Origin of the sequence: Streptomyces zhihengii, assembly GCF_016919245.1 — a bacterium.
Classification (GTDB): domain Bacteria; phylum Actinomycetota; class Actinomycetes; order Streptomycetales; family Streptomycetaceae; genus Streptomyces; species Streptomyces zhihengii.
Map to the genome: position 1 here is coordinate 963181 of NZ_JAFEJA010000002.1, position 15542 is coordinate 978722.

The 15542-nt window shown below is 76.4% G+C and carries 8 protein-coding genes; 6 read left to right on the plus strand and 2 right to left on the minus strand.

The genetic code is table 11. The features are described from left to right. The first annotated feature begins 147 nt into the window (after nt 1-147). On the plus strand, nt 148-3591 hold the full coding sequence (locus JE024_RS31960) for a phosphodiester glycosidase family protein (RefSeq protein ID WP_372449907.1): 3444 nt from the start codon (nt 148-150) through the stop codon (nt 3589-3591). Between the two features lie 557 nt (nt 3592-4148). After that, nucleotides 4149-6386 (plus strand): SpoIIE family protein phosphatase, encoded by a 2238-nt coding sequence (locus JE024_RS31965; RefSeq protein ID WP_244883293.1) that lies wholly within the window; start codon nt 4149-4151, stop codon nt 6384-6386. A 142-nt stretch (nt 6387-6528) separates the two neighbouring features. On the opposite strand, the gene JE024_RS31970 is transcribed toward JE024_RS31965, so the two are convergent. Next, nucleotides 6529-7575, minus strand: a complete 1047-nt coding sequence (locus JE024_RS31970) for an enoyl-CoA hydratase/isomerase family protein (RefSeq protein WP_205377379.1) — start codon at nt 7573-7575, stop codon at nt 6529-6531. 174 nt (nt 7576-7749) lie between these two features. Here JE024_RS31970 and JE024_RS31975 point away from each other — a divergent pair, with 174 nt between their 5' ends. The 4 genes from JE024_RS31975 (at nt 7750) to JE024_RS31990 (ending at nt 14098) form a co-directional block, all read left to right on the plus strand. Further along, on the plus strand, nt 7750-8910 hold the full coding sequence (locus JE024_RS31975) for a serine hydrolase domain-containing protein (protein WP_205377380.1): 1161 nt from the start codon (nt 7750-7752) through the stop codon (nt 8908-8910). A gap of 114 nt (nt 8911-9024) precedes the next feature. After that, complete coding sequence (locus JE024_RS31980) at nt 9025-9963, plus strand: oxygenase MpaB family protein (protein WP_205377381.1); 939 nt, start codon at nt 9025-9027, stop codon at nt 9961-9963. Continuing rightward, a complete protein-coding gene (locus JE024_RS31985) occupies nt 9945-12317 on the plus strand; it encodes a serine/threonine-protein kinase (protein ID WP_205377382.1) in 2373 nt (790 codons plus the stop codon). The genes JE024_RS31980 and JE024_RS31985 overlap by 19 nt, the downstream gene beginning before the upstream one ends. Nucleotides 12318-12556: 239 nt before the next feature. Next, the gene (locus tag JE024_RS31990) at nt 12557-14098 is read left to right on the plus strand and encodes a phytoene desaturase family protein (protein ID WP_205377383.1); all 1542 of its coding nucleotides are present in this window, start codon (nt 12557-12559) and stop codon (nt 14096-14098) included. 34 nt (nt 14099-14132) lie between these two features. Here the strand turns inward: JE024_RS31990 and JE024_RS31995 are convergent, their stop codons facing one another. Then, nucleotides 14133-15488 (minus strand): glycoside hydrolase family 10 protein, encoded by a 1356-nt coding sequence (locus JE024_RS31995; protein WP_372449908.1) that lies wholly within the window; start codon nt 15486-15488, stop codon nt 14133-14135. Nucleotides 15489-15542: the final 54 nt, after the last annotated feature.

Consider the following 15542-nt stretch of genomic DNA (forward strand, 5'->3'; position numbering starts at 1 on the left):
CCCCCGTTCCCCTCCGTGTTCCCCCCGCCCTCTGGTGCGTGCGCCCCCGCACCGGGATGCTGTCCGCCGACAGCGCTTACCACGAGCTCGACCAGCCGTATTCCGGGAGTAGTTGTGGGCCTTGGCAGAGCAAGACACACCGTCGTGCTGCTCGCGACCGTGACCGCCCTCGCGGTGGGCGCCGCCGCGCCGGCCGCCGCCGCCACACCCGATCCGCCGCCCCGGGAGAGCGCGGAGATACTGCGGCCGATCGCCCCGCCGCCCGCCACCGGCCCGGGGACCGGCTCCGCGGCGGTCGTCGACGGGACGGGCATCGAGACCGCCCGCAGCGCACGGCCCGTCGCGCCCGGCGTACGGCTCACCTCCTACGACCGCCTCGAAGCCGCCAAGTGGCTGCGCGTCGACGAACTCTCCGTCGACCTCGGCGGCGACGTCGCCACCGACTACCTGTCGTCCGGGAAGGTCGCCGACCGGCAGAGCGTCAGCGACCTCGCGGCCCGCCACGACGCGGGCGAGGGGCGGCGCACGGTCGCGGCGATCAACGCCGACTTCTTCGACATCAACCAGACCGGCGCACCGCTCGGCGCCGGCATCCGCGACGGCGAGCTCACCCACTCGCCGGGCTACGGCACCCACCGGGCCGTCGGCATCGGGCCGGGCGGCGCAGGGCGCGTGCTGGAGCTGTACTTCGAGGGCACCCTCACGCTCCCCTCCGGCCCCCACCCCCTCGGCGCCTACAACGCCGCGAACGTGCCCGCCGGCGGCATCGGCGCCTACACCTCGGCCTGGGGCGAGGCCGACCGCGCCCTCACCGTCGACGCCGCCTCGCCCGTCGCCGAGGCCGAGGTCCGCGACGGCCGGGTCGTCGCCGTCCACGACCGGCCCGGCACCGGCGCCGTCGCCGACGGCACCACCGTGCTCGTCGGCCGGGAGGCGGGCGCCGCCGCGCTCGCCGCGCTGGCCCCCGGGGACCCGGTCTCCCTCGCCTACCGGCCGCGCACCGACAGCGGCCCGGTGCCCCGCACGGCGGTCGGCGGACGCGAACTCCTCGTCGTCGACGGCGTGGCCCAGGACCACGAGGGCGAGGGCAACAACGCCACCGCGCCCCGCACCGCCGTCGGCTTCTCGGCGGACGGCCGCCGGATGCACGTCATCACCGTCGACGGCCGGCAGGCCGACAGCGGCGGCGTCACCCTCACCGAACTCGGCCTGATGATGCAGAAGGCCGGCGCGCACAACGCGCTCAACCTCGACGGCGGGGGCTCCTCCACGCTCGTCGCCCGCGAACCGGGCAGCGACGCCCTCCTCGTCGAGAACAGCCCCTCCGACGGCAGCGAACGCACCGTGCCCAACGGTCTCGCCCTCACCGTCCCGGACGGCAGCGGCCGGCTGCGCGGCTTCTGGGTCGAGACCGCGACGCCCGCCGCCACCGCGCCGACCGGCGACCCCGTGCTCGGCGGGCACCCCGACCGGGTGTTCCCCGGCCTCACCCGCCGGCTGACCGCCGCCGGCTTCGACGAGACCTACGGCCCCGCCGCCGGCACGCCCCGCTGGCACACCCGGGCCGCCTCCGTCGGGCGGGTCGACGGCGACGGCGTCTTCCACGCCCGCCGCACCGGCACCACCGAGGCCGTCGCCGAGCGCGGCGCCGCCCGCGGCACCCTCCGCCTGTCCGTGCTCGGCGAACTCGACCGGATCGAACCGACCGTGCGCCGTGTCGCGCTCGGCGACTCCTCCGCCACCGGCACCTTCGGCGTCCTCGGCCACGACGCCCAGGGCAACAGCGCGCCCGTGGAGCCCGGGGACGTCACCCTCGACTACGACCGCGCCCTGTTCGACATCCGCCCCGACGGGCGCGGCTCCTTCTCCGTCCTCGCCCGCACCGGCGGGCGCAGTGCCGGGCCGGTCACCGTGCGGGCCGGCGGCGAGACCACCGTCGTCGGTGTGACCGTCGGCCTCGCCGAGCAGGACGTGGCCGGCTTCGAAGACGCCGCCGCCTGGCGCTTCAGCCAGGCCCGCGCGAGCGGCTCGCTGGCCGCGACACCCGACGGGCACGAGGGCACCGGCCTCGAACTGACCTACGACTTCACCCAGTCCACCGGCACCCGCGCCGCCTACGCCGCCCCGCCGCAGCCCGTCGCCGTCCCCGGGCAGCCGCAGTCCTTCGCCCTGTGGATCAAGGGCGACGGCAACGGCGCCTGGCCCACCCTCCACCTCAAGGACGCCGCGGGCTCCGACCACCTGCTGCGCGGGCCGTACATCACCTGGACCGGCTGGCAGCAGGTCACCTTCCCCGTCCCGGCGGGCGCGGCGACCCCGCTGTCGGTGTTCCGCTTCTACCTCGCGGAGACGGCGGCCAACCGGCAGTACACCGGACGCATCGTCATCGACGGCCTGACCGCCCAGGTCCCGCCCGGTATCGACCTGCCCGCCCCGCCCAGGGTCACCGACCCGCTGATCGACCCCGCCGCCGTCACCGGCGCCCGGGACTGGCGCTTCGCCGTGATGTCGGACGCCCAGTTCGTCGCCCGCGACCCGGACAGCGCGCTGGTGCGCCAGGCGCGCCGCACCCTGCGCGAGATCAGGGCCGCGGCGCCGGACTTCCTCGTCGTCAACGGGGACCTCGTCGACGAGGGCGCCCCCGCCGACCTGGCCTTCGCCCGCCGCGTCCTCGAGGAGGAGCTCGGCGACGCCGTGCCCTGGTACTACGTGCCCGGCAACCACGAGGTCATGGGCGGCCGGATCGGCGACTTCGTCACCGAGTTCGGCCCCGCGCAGCGCGTCTTCGACCACCGCGGCACCCGCTTCGTCACCCTCGACACCTCGTCGCTGAGCCTGCGCGGCGGCGGCATCGCCCAGATCAGGGAGCTGCGCGCCCAGCTCGACGCGGCCGCCGCCGACCCGGGGATCGGCTCGGTGATGGTCGTCGAGCACGTGCCGCCGAGGGACCCGACCGTCCAGAAGGCGAGCCAGCTCGGCGATCGCAAGGAGGCCGCGCTGGTGGAGAACTGGCTGGCGGAGTTCCGCCGCTCGACGGGGAAGGGCGCGGGCCTGATCGGCAGCCATGTCGGCGTCTTCCACGCCTCCCATGTCGAGGGCGTCCCCTACCTCGTCAACGGCAACTCCGGGAAGAACCCGGCCGCGCCCGCCGACGAGGGCGGCTTCACCGGCTGGTCGATGGTGGGCGTCGACGAGGTCGACCCCGCCGAGCAGGCCGCCGCCCGCCGCGCGCCCTTCGGCCCCCAGCCGGACTGGGTCTCCGTCCAGACCAGGGCCCACACGGACTCGCTGCGCCTGGACGCCCCGCTCACCCTCGCCCCCGGCGCCACGGCCCCGGCCACCGCGACCGTACTCCAGGGCACCCGCGGCGTCCCCGCGGCCTGGCCGGTGAGCGTCGACTGGTCGGGTTCCCCCACCCTCCACATCGGCAGCCCCCGCGACGCCCGCACCCGCCACGCCGCCTCCTTCGACCCCGCGACGGGCCTCCTCACCGGCCTCCGCCGCGGCGCGATCACCCTCGCCGTCACCGTCAACGGCGTGACCACGACGACAGCCGTCGCCATCACCCGCACCACGGCCTCGGCGGCGTAGCGCGCCGGGGGCGCGCGCCACCCGGGACCGTGCGCGGGCCCGGCCCCGGAGGCCGGGCCCGGTCCGGCCGCGGAGGGCCGGGCCGGACCACGGCGGGGTGCGCCGGGCACCGGTCGCGCGGGTGTCATCGGGTGCCGTCGGCATCGAGGACCGGCGCCGCCGGGCCGTGTCCCGGCCGGAGGCTCCCCGGCCGGGCCTCGGGGTCCGCTCGGGTGCGGCCCGAGCGGAAGCACCCCGCCGGCCCGGACCCGGGGGCGATACGGGTCCACCGGCCACCAGCCACCGGCCTCCGGAGCCGGGCTACGGCGCGGGATCCGAGGCGCCCTGGGACGGGGCGGAGGCGGGGGCGAGGGCGGCGAGCCGCACCGCCGGTCGTGCCCCGGGGCCGCTCCGGACGTGCGGCTCCCGCCCGGCCCCCCGGTGACCGGACCCGTCGGGGCGGGGTCACCGGGCCCGGGCCGACCCCCGCCGCGCGGCCCCCGGGCCGCCACCCGCCGTGCGGGAACGGCGGGGGCGCGGGAGCCTGGGAGCTGGATGTGGCGAGGAGGTGAGGGGACGTGCCGGACCTGGCCGCCTCCGGTGGCGGGGGAGCGCAGCCGCTGCTGTCCTTCGCGCTGGCCGGGATCCTCGACGACGTCCGCGCCCACGCGGGCGCCGTCTATCTGATGTCGGAGGCGGACGACATCCTGGAGATGGCCGTCATGGCCGGGCTGCCCCGGGCCTTCGCCGCCCCCTGGGAGCGGGTCGCGCTGTCGGCGCGCATCCCGGTCTCCGACGCCGCGCGGGCCCGGCGGCTGGTGTGGGTGCCGGGGGAGGAGGCCATGGCGCGCCGCTACCCCCGGGTCTCCGTCGTCCTGCCGTACCCGTTCGCCGTCGCGGCCGTCCCCGTCGCCACCCCGCGTGCGCTCTACGGGGCCGTCTTCGTGACCTGGCCCGGCTCCCGCCCGGCTGAGCTCTCCGCGGTGGAGCGCGCCCGGCTGGTGGCCGCGGCCGACCGGCTCGCGGTCCGGCTGGAGCGGGCGGCCGAGCGCGGGCAGCGCATCACCGGGGAGGCCGACTTCACCGGGACGGCGCCTCCCGCGGGCGCCGCGGCCGAGGCGGCCCGGATGGTCGCCCGGCTGCCGGAGGGCGTCTGCTCCCTGGACATCGACGCCCGCATCACCTTCGCCAACACCGCGATGGGCGAACTCGTCGGCGTCCCGGCGGCCCGCCTGGTGGGCCGGAGCCTGTGGTCGGCCCTCCCGTGGCTCGACGACCCCGTCCACGAGGACCGCTACCGCGCCGCGCTGATGAGCCAGGAGGGCACGTCGTTCGTGGCGCTGAGGCCGCCGCGGCACTGGCTGGAGTTCCGGCTGCACCCGAGTCGCAGCGGCATCACCGTCCAGGTCGCGCCCGCGAGCCGAGGCGCGGCGGGGGAGCCGCCGGGCACGGCGCTCCGCGACGGCCGGCCGGGCGGGCCGCCCGCGAAGGACCGCGACACCCCCCGGTCCGCCCCGGAGCGGCCCGCCGACGACGCCGCCCGGCACGGACCGTCCCGCCTGGTCGCCATCTCCCATCTGCTGAGCCTGGCGGGCGCGCTCACCGAGGCCGTCGGCGTCTCGGACGTCGTCGAGCTGGTGGCCGACGAGATCATGCCCGCCGTCGGCAGCAGCGCCCTGGTGGTGCTGGCGGCCGAGGGCGGCCGGCTGCGGGTGCTCGGCCACCGCGGATACGACGATCCGATGATCGTGGGCCGGTTCGACGGCATGCCGCTGACGGCGCCCACCCCCGGTGCGCGGGCCCTGGCCACCGGCGTCCCGTCGTTCTTCGCCACCCGCGCGGAGCTGGAGCACATCTACCCGGTGCGCACCGCCACCCCCGACGGCATGGCCGCCTGGGCCTATCTGCCCCTGATCGCCTCCGGCCGCCCGGTGGGCACCTGCGTCCTCGGGTACGCCGAGCCGCACCGCTTCGGCACCGACGAACGCGCCCTGCTGACCAGCCTCGGCGGGCTGATGGCGCAGGCCCTGGAGCGCGCCCGGCTCTACGACGCCAAGCACCGCCTCGCGCACGGCCTCCAGTCCGCCCTGCTCCCGCACAGCCTGCCGCTGCTCCCTGGCCTGGACGTCGCCGCCCGCTACCTCCCGGGCACCCAGGGCATGGACATCGGCGGCGACTTCTACGACCTGATGCGCACCGAGGGGGGCGCGGCTCCTCCCGAGGCGGCCGGGCGCGGTGCCGTCTCCCGGATCCGCCCGGACGCGGCCGCCGTCATCGGCGACGTCCAGGGCCACAACGTCGCCGCCGCCGGGATGATGGGCCAGGTGCGCACGGCGGTGCGGGCCTACACGGCCGCCGGCCAGTCACCGGGCCGGGTCATGTCCAGCACCAACCGGCTGCTGATCGACCTCGACGCCGACCTCCTCGCGAGCTGCCTCTACGTGCACCTGGACCTGGACCGGCGGCGGGTGCTGCTGGCGCGGGCCGGGCACCCGCAGCCGCTGCTGCGCGACCCCGAGGGCCGGGTGCACGTCCTGGACCTCGCGGGCGGGCCGCTGCTCGGCGTCGACCCGTCGGCCGTCTATCCGACGACGTCGGTCCCGCTGCCGCCCGGGTCGGTGCTGGTGTTCTACACCGACGGGCTGATCGAGCGGCCGGGGACGGACATCGACGACGCGCTGGCGGAGCTGGCGGGCAGGCTCGCCCGCGCCGGCGAACCGCTGGAGGAGCTCGCCGACGCCCTGCTCGGGGACACGCCCTCGGAGCGCGGCGACGACACGGCGCTCCTGCTGCTGCGCACCCGCGACCGCCCCTGACGGCGCCCAGGCACCGGCCCCCTTGGCGGCCCTCACCCCCCCCGCGACCGCCCCGGACGGCGTCCCGGCGCCGGCCCCGGGTGACCCTCACCCCCGCGACCGCCACCGCGCCCCGCCCCCCGCGACCCTTCCGCCGGAAGCCTCAGCCCCACACCCCGGGCCCGTCCAGGGGCGCGAAGTGGCGCTCCACCTCGGCGCGCGACACCTCGGCGAGGCTCGCCGGGGACCAGCGCGGGGCGCGGTCCTTGTCGATGACCCGGGCGCGGACGCCCTCGACCAGATCCGGCGACGACAGGGCCGCGCAGGAGACCCGGAACTCCTGCTCCAGCACCGGCTCCAGGGCGCCGAGCGCGCGGGCGCGGCGCACCGCCTCCAGCGTCACCTTCAGCGCGGTCGGCGACCGCTCCAGCAGCGCCCGGGCCGTCTCCTTCGCCTCGGGCTCGCCGCAGGCGCGCAGCCGCTCGACGATCTCCTCGACCGTGCCGGCCGCGTAGCAGCGGTCGATCCACTCCCGCGCGCCGGCCAGCGGCGCCCCGGGCGCGGGCTCCGCGAACCGCCGCACGGCGGCGCCGACCTCGCCCGAGGCGAGGGCGGCGGCGAACGCGGGCAGCCGGTCGGACGGCACGAAGTGGTCGGCGAGGCCCAGCATCAGCGCGTCCCCGGCGCCCACCGCCTCGCCGGTCAGCGCGAGGTGGGTGCCGAGTTCACCGGGCGCCCGGCCCAGCAGATGGGTGCCGCCGACATCGGGCACGAAGCCGATGACCGTCTCCGGCATGGCGATCCGCGAGCGCTCGGTGACCACCCGCACCGCCCCGTGCGCGGACACGCCCACGCCGCCGCCCATCACGATGCCGTCCATCAGCGCGACGTACGGCTTCGGGTAGCGCGCGACACGCGCGTTGAGCCGGTACTCGTCGCGCCAGAACTCCACGGATTCCCGGCCGCCGGCCTTCGCGTCGTCGTGGATGGCGCGGATGTCGCCGCCCGCGCACAGGCCCCGCTCGCCCGCACCCGACAGGACGACGACGCCGACGCCCTCGTCGTGCTCCCAGCGGTCCAGCGCGGCGGCGGCCGTGCGGACCATCTCGTGGGTCAGGGCGTTGATGGCGCGCGGGCGGTTGAGGGTGAGGTACGCGGCGCGGCCCTCGGTGCGCAGCAGTACGGGTCCGTCGCCTTCGTCGGGGGCCATGCCGTGGTCCTTCCGCGTCCGTGGATCGATCCGCGCCCATCCTCGCGCACCGGCCCGGCACGCCGGAGGGCGCCCGTGCGATACGTCCGCCGCCCCTCTTCCCGCGCGGTCCGACCAGTCGGTATGTTCCGGGTGAGCACGCCGGACGCGCCCGGCCGATTCGACGGAGGTTCCATGACCGAGCAGCCCACCCGGATCGAAGGCCACTGCGACGAGCGGTTCGCCGCCGTGCGGGAGGCGTTCGAGGAGAACTTCCGCGACCGCGGGGAACTGGGCGCGGCCGTGTCCGTGATCGTGGACGGCGCCCTCGTGGTGGACCTCTGGGGCGGCTGGGCCGACGCCGCCCGCACCCGCCCCTGGGAACGGGACACCCTGGTCAACGTCTGGTCCACGACCAAGGGCCCGACCGCGCTCTGTGCCCACCTCCTCGCCGACCGCGGACTGCTCGACCTCGACGCCCCGGTCGCCTTCTACTGGCCCGAGTTCGCCGCCGCGGGCAAGGGCAAGGTGCTCGTACGCCACCTCCTGTCGCACCGCGCCGGCCTCGCCGGGCTGCGGGAGCCCCACTCCCTCGACGACCTCTACGACTGGGACCTGACCTGCGCCCGGCTCGCCGCCACCGAGCCCTGGTGGGAGCCCGGCACCCGCTCCGGCTACCACGCCCTGACCTACGGACACCTCGTCGGCGAGGTCGTCCGGCGGATCACCGGAGTGCTGCCGGGCGAGTTCCTCGCGGCGGAGATCACCGGCCCGCTCGGCATCGACTTCGCCATCGGCCTGCCCGAGGAGGAGAGCGGCCGGATCGCCGAACTCGTGCAGCCCCGCTCCGGCGGCGAACAGGCCGCGGCCTTCGCCCAGTTGCCGCCGGTCGCCGTCGCCGCGCTGGCGAACCCCGGGACGGGCGTGGCCGCCGCCAACACGGCGCCGTGGCGCGCCGCCGAGATCCCCGCCGCGAACGGGCACGGCACCGCCCGCGCCGTGGCGGCGCTGTACGGGATCGTCGCGGGACGCGGGGAGCACGACGGGCACCGGGTGCTGAGCGAGGCCGCCGCCGAGCGGGTGCGCGAGGGACAGGGCGCCTGCCGCGACCTGGTGCTCGGCGCCGGATTCGCCCAGGAGACGGACGTCGCGCTGGGGCTCTGGCTCAGCGGCGCGAACGGCTCCTACGGCCCCAACCCCCGGGCCGTCGGCCACGACGGATTCGGCGGCTCCTGCGGCCTCGCCGACCCCGAGGCGGGGCTCTCCCTCGGCTACGTGATGAACCGGATGGGCCCGCACATCGCCGACGACCCCCGCAAGATGACCCTCGTCGACGCGGCCTACCGCGCCCTGTAACCCCGCGCCGCCCCGCCCGCCCCGGCGGGTGTGCGGGGCGGCGCGGGCGCCCGCCGGGGACCGGAGGCACTGCCGGTGGGGATCGGACGGGCTCCGGGTGGGTACGACGCCGGTATGGACGCTGACCCGCGCACGGGCGACCCGGGGCTCTTCGGCCCCTCGTCCGTCACCTGGCACGCGCACGGCGACCCGGTCATGTGGATCGCCGGCGTCCGCGCGCTCTGGCTCCAGGCGCTCCACCCCCGCGCCGTGCGCGGCGTGATGCAGAACAGCGACTTCCGCCAGGACGCCTGGGGCCGGCTGCTGCGCACCGCCGACTTCGTCGGCACCATCACCTACGGCGCCACCGGGGCCGCCGAGAAGGCCGGCGCCCGCGTGCGCCGCATCCACTCCAGGCTCACCGCCGAGGACCCGGACACCGGCGAGCGCTACGGCGTCGGCGAGCCCGCCCTGCTGCTGTGGGTGCACTGCGCCGAGGTCGCCTCCTACCTCGACGTGCTGTGCCGCTCGGGCCTCCCGGTCGACGGCGCCGCCGCCGACCGCTACCTGCGCGAACAGCGCGAGTCCGCCCGCCTGGTGGGCCTCGACCCGGCCGCCGTCCCGGCCACCCGGGCCGAACTCGACGCCTACTTCGCGCGGGTGCGCCCCGAACTCGCCGCCGGACCCGAGGCGTACGCCGTCGACGACTTCCTCCGCCGGCCCCCGGTCCACCCGCTGCTCGTCCCCGCGCGCGCCCTGCTGTGGCGGCACGCCGCCGCCCTCGCGTACGCCTCCCTGCCCGGCTGGGCCCACGGCCTCTACGGCAGACCCGCCCCGCCCGAGGCGGTCGTCTCGCACCGGCTCGCCGTCACCGGGGGTCTGCTGCGGCGCGTCCCCGCCCGGATACGCTGGCAGTTGCCGCCCGGTCACATCCTGAAGGCGATGGCACGGCTCGGGCCCGGCACCCGCCCCACCCCGCACGGACTCACAGGAGGGGCCGCCATACTGGACGGTCAGGGGAGGGCGAACGGCAGCGACGGGGGCGACAGCACGAGATGGCGGAAACCAGGCTGATCCACGGCCGGTACCGACTGCTCGACCAGATCGGGCGCGGCGGCATGGGCGAGGTGTGGCGCGCCCGCGACGAGTCGCTGCGGCGCGAGGTCGCGGTCAAGTGCCTGAAGCCGATCGGGGTCCAGCCCGACCGGTCGATCGGCGACGTCCTGCGGGAGCGGTTCCGCCGCGAGGCCCGGGTGGCCGCCGCGCTCCAGCACCGCGGCGTGACCGTCGTCCACGACTTCGGCGAACACGACGGCGTGCTCTACCTCGTCATGGAACTGCTCGACGGGCGCAACCTCAGCCAGCTCATGGAGGACAACAAGCAGCAGCCGCTCCCGGTCGACGAGGTCGTCGACATCGCCGACCAGATCGCCGACGCCCTCGCCTACACCCACGACCAGGGCATCGTCCACCGCGACCTGAAGCCCGCCAACATCATGCGGCTGACCGGCGGCACGGTGAAGATCTGCGACTTCGGCATCGCGCGCCTCGGCGAGGACATCGGCCTCAGCTCCAAGCTCACCGGCACCGGCATCGCGATGGGCACCCCGCACTACATGTCGCCCGAGCAGATCGGCGGCGGCTCCGTCGATCACCGCAGCGACCTCTACTCGCTCGGCTGCGTGCTCTACGAACTCGCCACCGGGGCACCGCCGTTCGACCTGGAGGACACCTGGTCGATCCTCGTCGGCCACCGTGACACCGTCCCGGTGCCGCCGCGCGAGGTCCGCGAGGAGATCCCCGAGTACCTGGAGCGGGCCGTCCTCGACCTGCTCGCCAAGACCCCCGACGAGCGGCCGGCGGACGCCGGTGAACTGCGCCGCCGCATCGGCGCGTCCCGCCGGCCGGGCGCCCACCCGGCGCTCCCGCCGCAGCGCCCGGCCGTCCGGACCGCCGGCCGGGCGCCCGCACTGCCGGAGTGGACGCGCGGCATGACGGAGGGCATCAGGGCCCCGGGCGCCCCCGCCGCCTCCCGGCTGCCCGACCACACCGCCGCGCTCACCGGCGCCTGGACCAACCCGCCGGCGATCGCCCCGCTCCCCGCGCAGCACGCCCCCGGCACCGCCCACTCCGCCCTCCCCGGCCGCCACACGCCCGGCCCGCACACCCCCGTCACACCGACGGGCTTCCCCGCGCCGCACACCCCGCCCGCCGTCACCGGCCCGCACACCCCCGCGGGCTTCCCCGCGCCGCCCCACACCTCGGCCACGGCCGCGCGGACCACCCCGTCGCCCGAGCTGCTCGCGGTGCTCGCCAGCCGTCACGACGCCGGCCTCAGCCTGGGGCGGCTCGGCCGCTGGGACGAGGCGGGCGAGGTGCACCGGGCGGTCGCCGCCGAGCGCGACCGGCTGCTCGGAGCGGACCACCCCGACACCCTCGCCAGCCGTTACGAGGTCGGCTTCACCCTCAGCAGGACCGCCCGCGCCGCCGAGGCCCTCGCCGAGTTCTCCGCGGTCGCCGCCGGGCGGGACCGCGCCCTGGGCCCGGACCACCCCGACACCCTCGCCTCCCGCCAGGAGGCCGCCTATGTGCTCGGCCGGCTGGGACGGCACGAGGAGGCCCACGGGATCTACGAGTCCGTCCTGGAGTCGCGCGCCCGCACCATGGGCCCCGACCACCCCGACACCCTGCGCTGCCGCCACAACATCGCGTTCAACCTGGGCCGGCTGGGCCGCATCGAGGAGTCCTGCCGGACGGCCGGCGACGTCGCCGCCGCCCGCGCCCGGGTCCTCGGCGCCACCCACCCCGACACCCTGGCGACCCGCTACGAGGTCGCCTACACCCTCGGCAGGCTGGGCCGCTGGGCCGAGGCGCTCGACACCTACCGGGAGGTCGCCGAGGCCCGGGCCGGCACGCTGGGGGCCGACCATCCCGACACCTTCGCCGCGCGCTACGAGGTGGGCATCAGCCTCGGCCGGCTCGGCCGCAGCGCCGAGGCCCTGGACCTCTACCGCGCGCTCGTCGACGACCGCACCCGGGTGCACGGCCCCGCCGACCCGGAGACCCTGCGCGCCCGCCACACACTCGGCGTCAACCTGGGCCGGCTCGCCCGCTGGCATGAGGCGCTGACGGAGGCGCGCGAGGTCTGCTCGCTGCGGGAGCGGGTGCTGGGCCCCGACCACCCCGACACGCTGGTCAGCCGCCGGGAGATCGCCGTCGGCTTCGGCTGGCTGGGCCGCTGGCAGGACGCGTACGGCGTCTACCGCCAGGTCGCCGACTCCCGCGAGCGGGTGCTGGGGCCCGGCCACCCGGACACCCTGGCGAGCCGCAACGACGAGGCGCACTGCCTCGAACAGCTCGGCCGCCACTCCGAGGCCGTCGACCTCTACCGCCGTGTCGCCACCCTCCGCGCCGCCCCACCCGCCTGAACACCCGGTACCTCCAGCCCTCCGGAGCGCCCTCCCAGCCCGTCCGGCGTCCGAGGACGGCCCCGACCAGGGCACTGCAGCCCGTCCGGCGTTCGAGGACGGCCCCGACCAGGGCACCCCAGCCCGTCCGGCGTTCGAGGACGACCGCGCGCAGCGCGGTGCCCCGCCGGCGGGCCGCCGGACGCCCACCGACCCCAGGCACCCCACCAACCCCCCGCCCCGCCGGGTAAGGTCCGCCCATGCCCGCTCACGCCTCGTACGACGCCGTCATCGTCGGCGGGGGCCACAACGGCCTCGTCGCCGCCGCCTACCTCGCCCGCGCCGGCCGGTCGGTCCTGCTCCTGGAACGCGGCGCGACGACCGGGGGAGCGGCCGTCTCCACGCGGCCGTTCCCCGGTGTCGACGCCCGGCTGTCGCGCTTCTCGTACCTGGTCTCCCTGCTGCCCGGCAAGATCGTCCGGGATCTCGGCCTCGACTTCGCGGTGCGGAAGCGCACCGTCTCGTCGTACACGCCGACCCGCGCCGGGGACGGGCTCCTCGTCGGGGGCCCCGGCACGGCGGAGTCCTTCGCCCGGCTCACCGGCGGCGACCGGGAGTACGCGGCCTGGCAGGAGTTCTACGGCCTGACCCGCTCGGTCGCCGAGCGGGTGTTCCCGACGCTGACCGAGCCGCTGCCCACCCGGGAGGAACTCCGCGCCCGGGTCGGCGACGAGGAGGCCTGGCGGATGCTCTTCGAGGAGCCGATCGGCACCGCGATCGAGCGGCGCTTCGACCACGACCTGGTGCGCGGCGTGGTCCTGACGGACGCGCTGATCGGCACGTTCGCCGACGCCCACGACGCCTCGCTGGCCCAGAACCGCTGCTTCCTCTACCACGTCATCGGCGGCGGCACGGGCGACTGGGACGTCCCCGTGGGCGGCATGGGCGCGCTGACCGACGCCCTCGCCGCCGCGGCCCGCTCGGCGGGCGCGGAGATCGCCGTGGAGCACGAGGTGACGGCCGTGGTGACCGACGGCACGCGGGCGGAGGTGACCTTCAGGACACCGTCCGCCGAGGGCACCGTCGGCGCGGGCCACGTGCTGGTGAACGCCTCGCCCCGGGAGCTGGCCGCGCTGCTCGGCGACCCGGCGCCCGCGCCTGCCGAGGGCGCCCAGCTCAAGGTGAACATGCTGCTGCGGCGGCTGCCGAGGCTGCGGGACCGGCGGGTCGACCCGGCGGACGCGTTCGCCGGCACCTTCCACGTCTCCGAGGGCTACGGGCAACTGGCCGACGCCTACCGGGAGGCGGCGGACGGGCGGGTGCCGAGTGCGCCGCCGTCCGAGATCTACTGCCACTCGCTGACCGACCCCTCGATCCTGGGGGCCCGGCTGAACGCGGAGGGCGCCCACACCCTGACGCTGTTCGGACTCCACACCCCCGCCCGGCTGTTCGCCGACGACAACGACGCGACCCGGGAGCGGCTGCTGGCGGCCACCCTCGCGGAACTCGACACCTACCTGGAGGAGCCGATCGCCGGGGCGCTCGCCGTCGACGCCGAGGGCCGGCCCTGCATCGAGGCGAAGACCCCGCTCGACCTGGAGGCGGAACTGCGCCTGCCCGGCGGCCACATCTTCCACCGGGACCTGTCCTGGCCGTGGGCGGCACCGGACACCGGGCGCTGGGGCGTGGAGACGGCCCACGCCAATGTGCTGCTCTGCGGGGCGGGCGCGGTGCGCGGCGGCGGTGTCAGCGGAGTGCCCGGCCACAACGCCGCGATGGCGGCGCTGGGCCGGGCGGGCTGACCGCGGACCGCTCCTGCCCCGGGTCCGTCCGGCGTCAGGACGCCTTGCAGGCCCCGACGGCCGGCGGCGAGGCGCTGCCGCCGCCCGTCGTCACGGTGAAGCCGAAGGACGTGGAGCCCCCGGCGGCGAGGTTGCCGTTGTAGCTCGACCGCATCGTCAGCACCGTGCCGCTGCCGTCCCAGCTCGCCGTGCCGTTCCAGGAGTTGGCCACCTTCTGCGGCGCGGTGAAGGTGAGCGGGACCTCCCAGGCGGTGATCGCCGAGCCGCCCGCGGTGATCGTCACCTGGCCGTTGTAGCCGCCGGGCCAGCTCGCGGTGGTGGTGTAGGCCGCGGTGCAGGTGCCCGTGCCGCCGCCGGGCGGGTTGCCGCCGTCGCCCGGGGTGCCGCCGAGGGCGGTGAGCACCGCCGTGTAGGCGGGCTTCTTCTGGTAGGTGCCGTCGAACAGCAGCGGGGTGCCGCCGCTGCGCCACGAGTACTTGTCCGTCACTCCCCACACCGTGATCCCGGTGCACCGGGTGACGGCGAGGCAGGCCCTGGTCACATTGCCGTAGTTGGTGGCCTGCGCCGATCCGGAGCCCTCGATGTCGAGTTCGGTGATCTGCACGTCGACGCCGAGGTCGGCGAAGCGCTGGAGGTTCGCCTGGTAGTCGGAGGGCACGGGCGACTGGGCGTTGAAGTGGGACTGGAGGCCGACGCAGTCGATGGGCACACCGCGCTGCCTGAAGTCCTTGACCATCGCGTAGACCGCGTTGCTCTTCGCGTTCACGCCGTCGGTGTTGTAGTCGTTGTAGCAGAGCTTCGCCGCGGGGTCGGCGGCCCGGGCGGTGCGGAACGCCTCCTCGATGAAGCCGTCGCCCAGCTTGTCCTGGAACGGCGAACTGCGGCGGGCGCCGCTCCCGCCGTCCTGGAACGCCTCGTTGACGACGTCCCACGCGGCGATCTTCCCCTTGTAGTGCGTCATCACCTGGGTGATGTGGTTGTTCATCGCCGAGCGCAGCTCGGTGGCGGGGAGGGAGCCGACCCAGCTCGGGAGCTGGGAGTGCCACACCAGGGTGTGCCCGCGCACCTGCATGCCGCGGCTCTCGGCGTGGGTGACGATCCGGTCGGCGTTGCCGTAGGTGAAGGTGCCGCGGCTGGGCTCCAGCGCGTCCCACTTCATCTCGTTCTCGGGGGTCACCGAGGAGAACTCGGTGTTGAGCGTAGTGGCGTAGTCGGCCTCGCCGAGGTGGTTCGCGGCCACGGCCGTACCGAAGTAGCGGCCCTTCTCGGCCGCGGCGGCTCCGAGCGTGCCCGCCGCGTGCGCGGTGCCGGAGAACGCGACGACGCCCGCGGCGGCGAGCACCGCCGACGTGCCCGCGGCCAGCGCACGGCGCGCGAAAGCTGTCCTGATCACATCCGAACCCTTCGTCCAGGGGGTGAGGAGCGAGTGAGAGTGTTGCCCCGG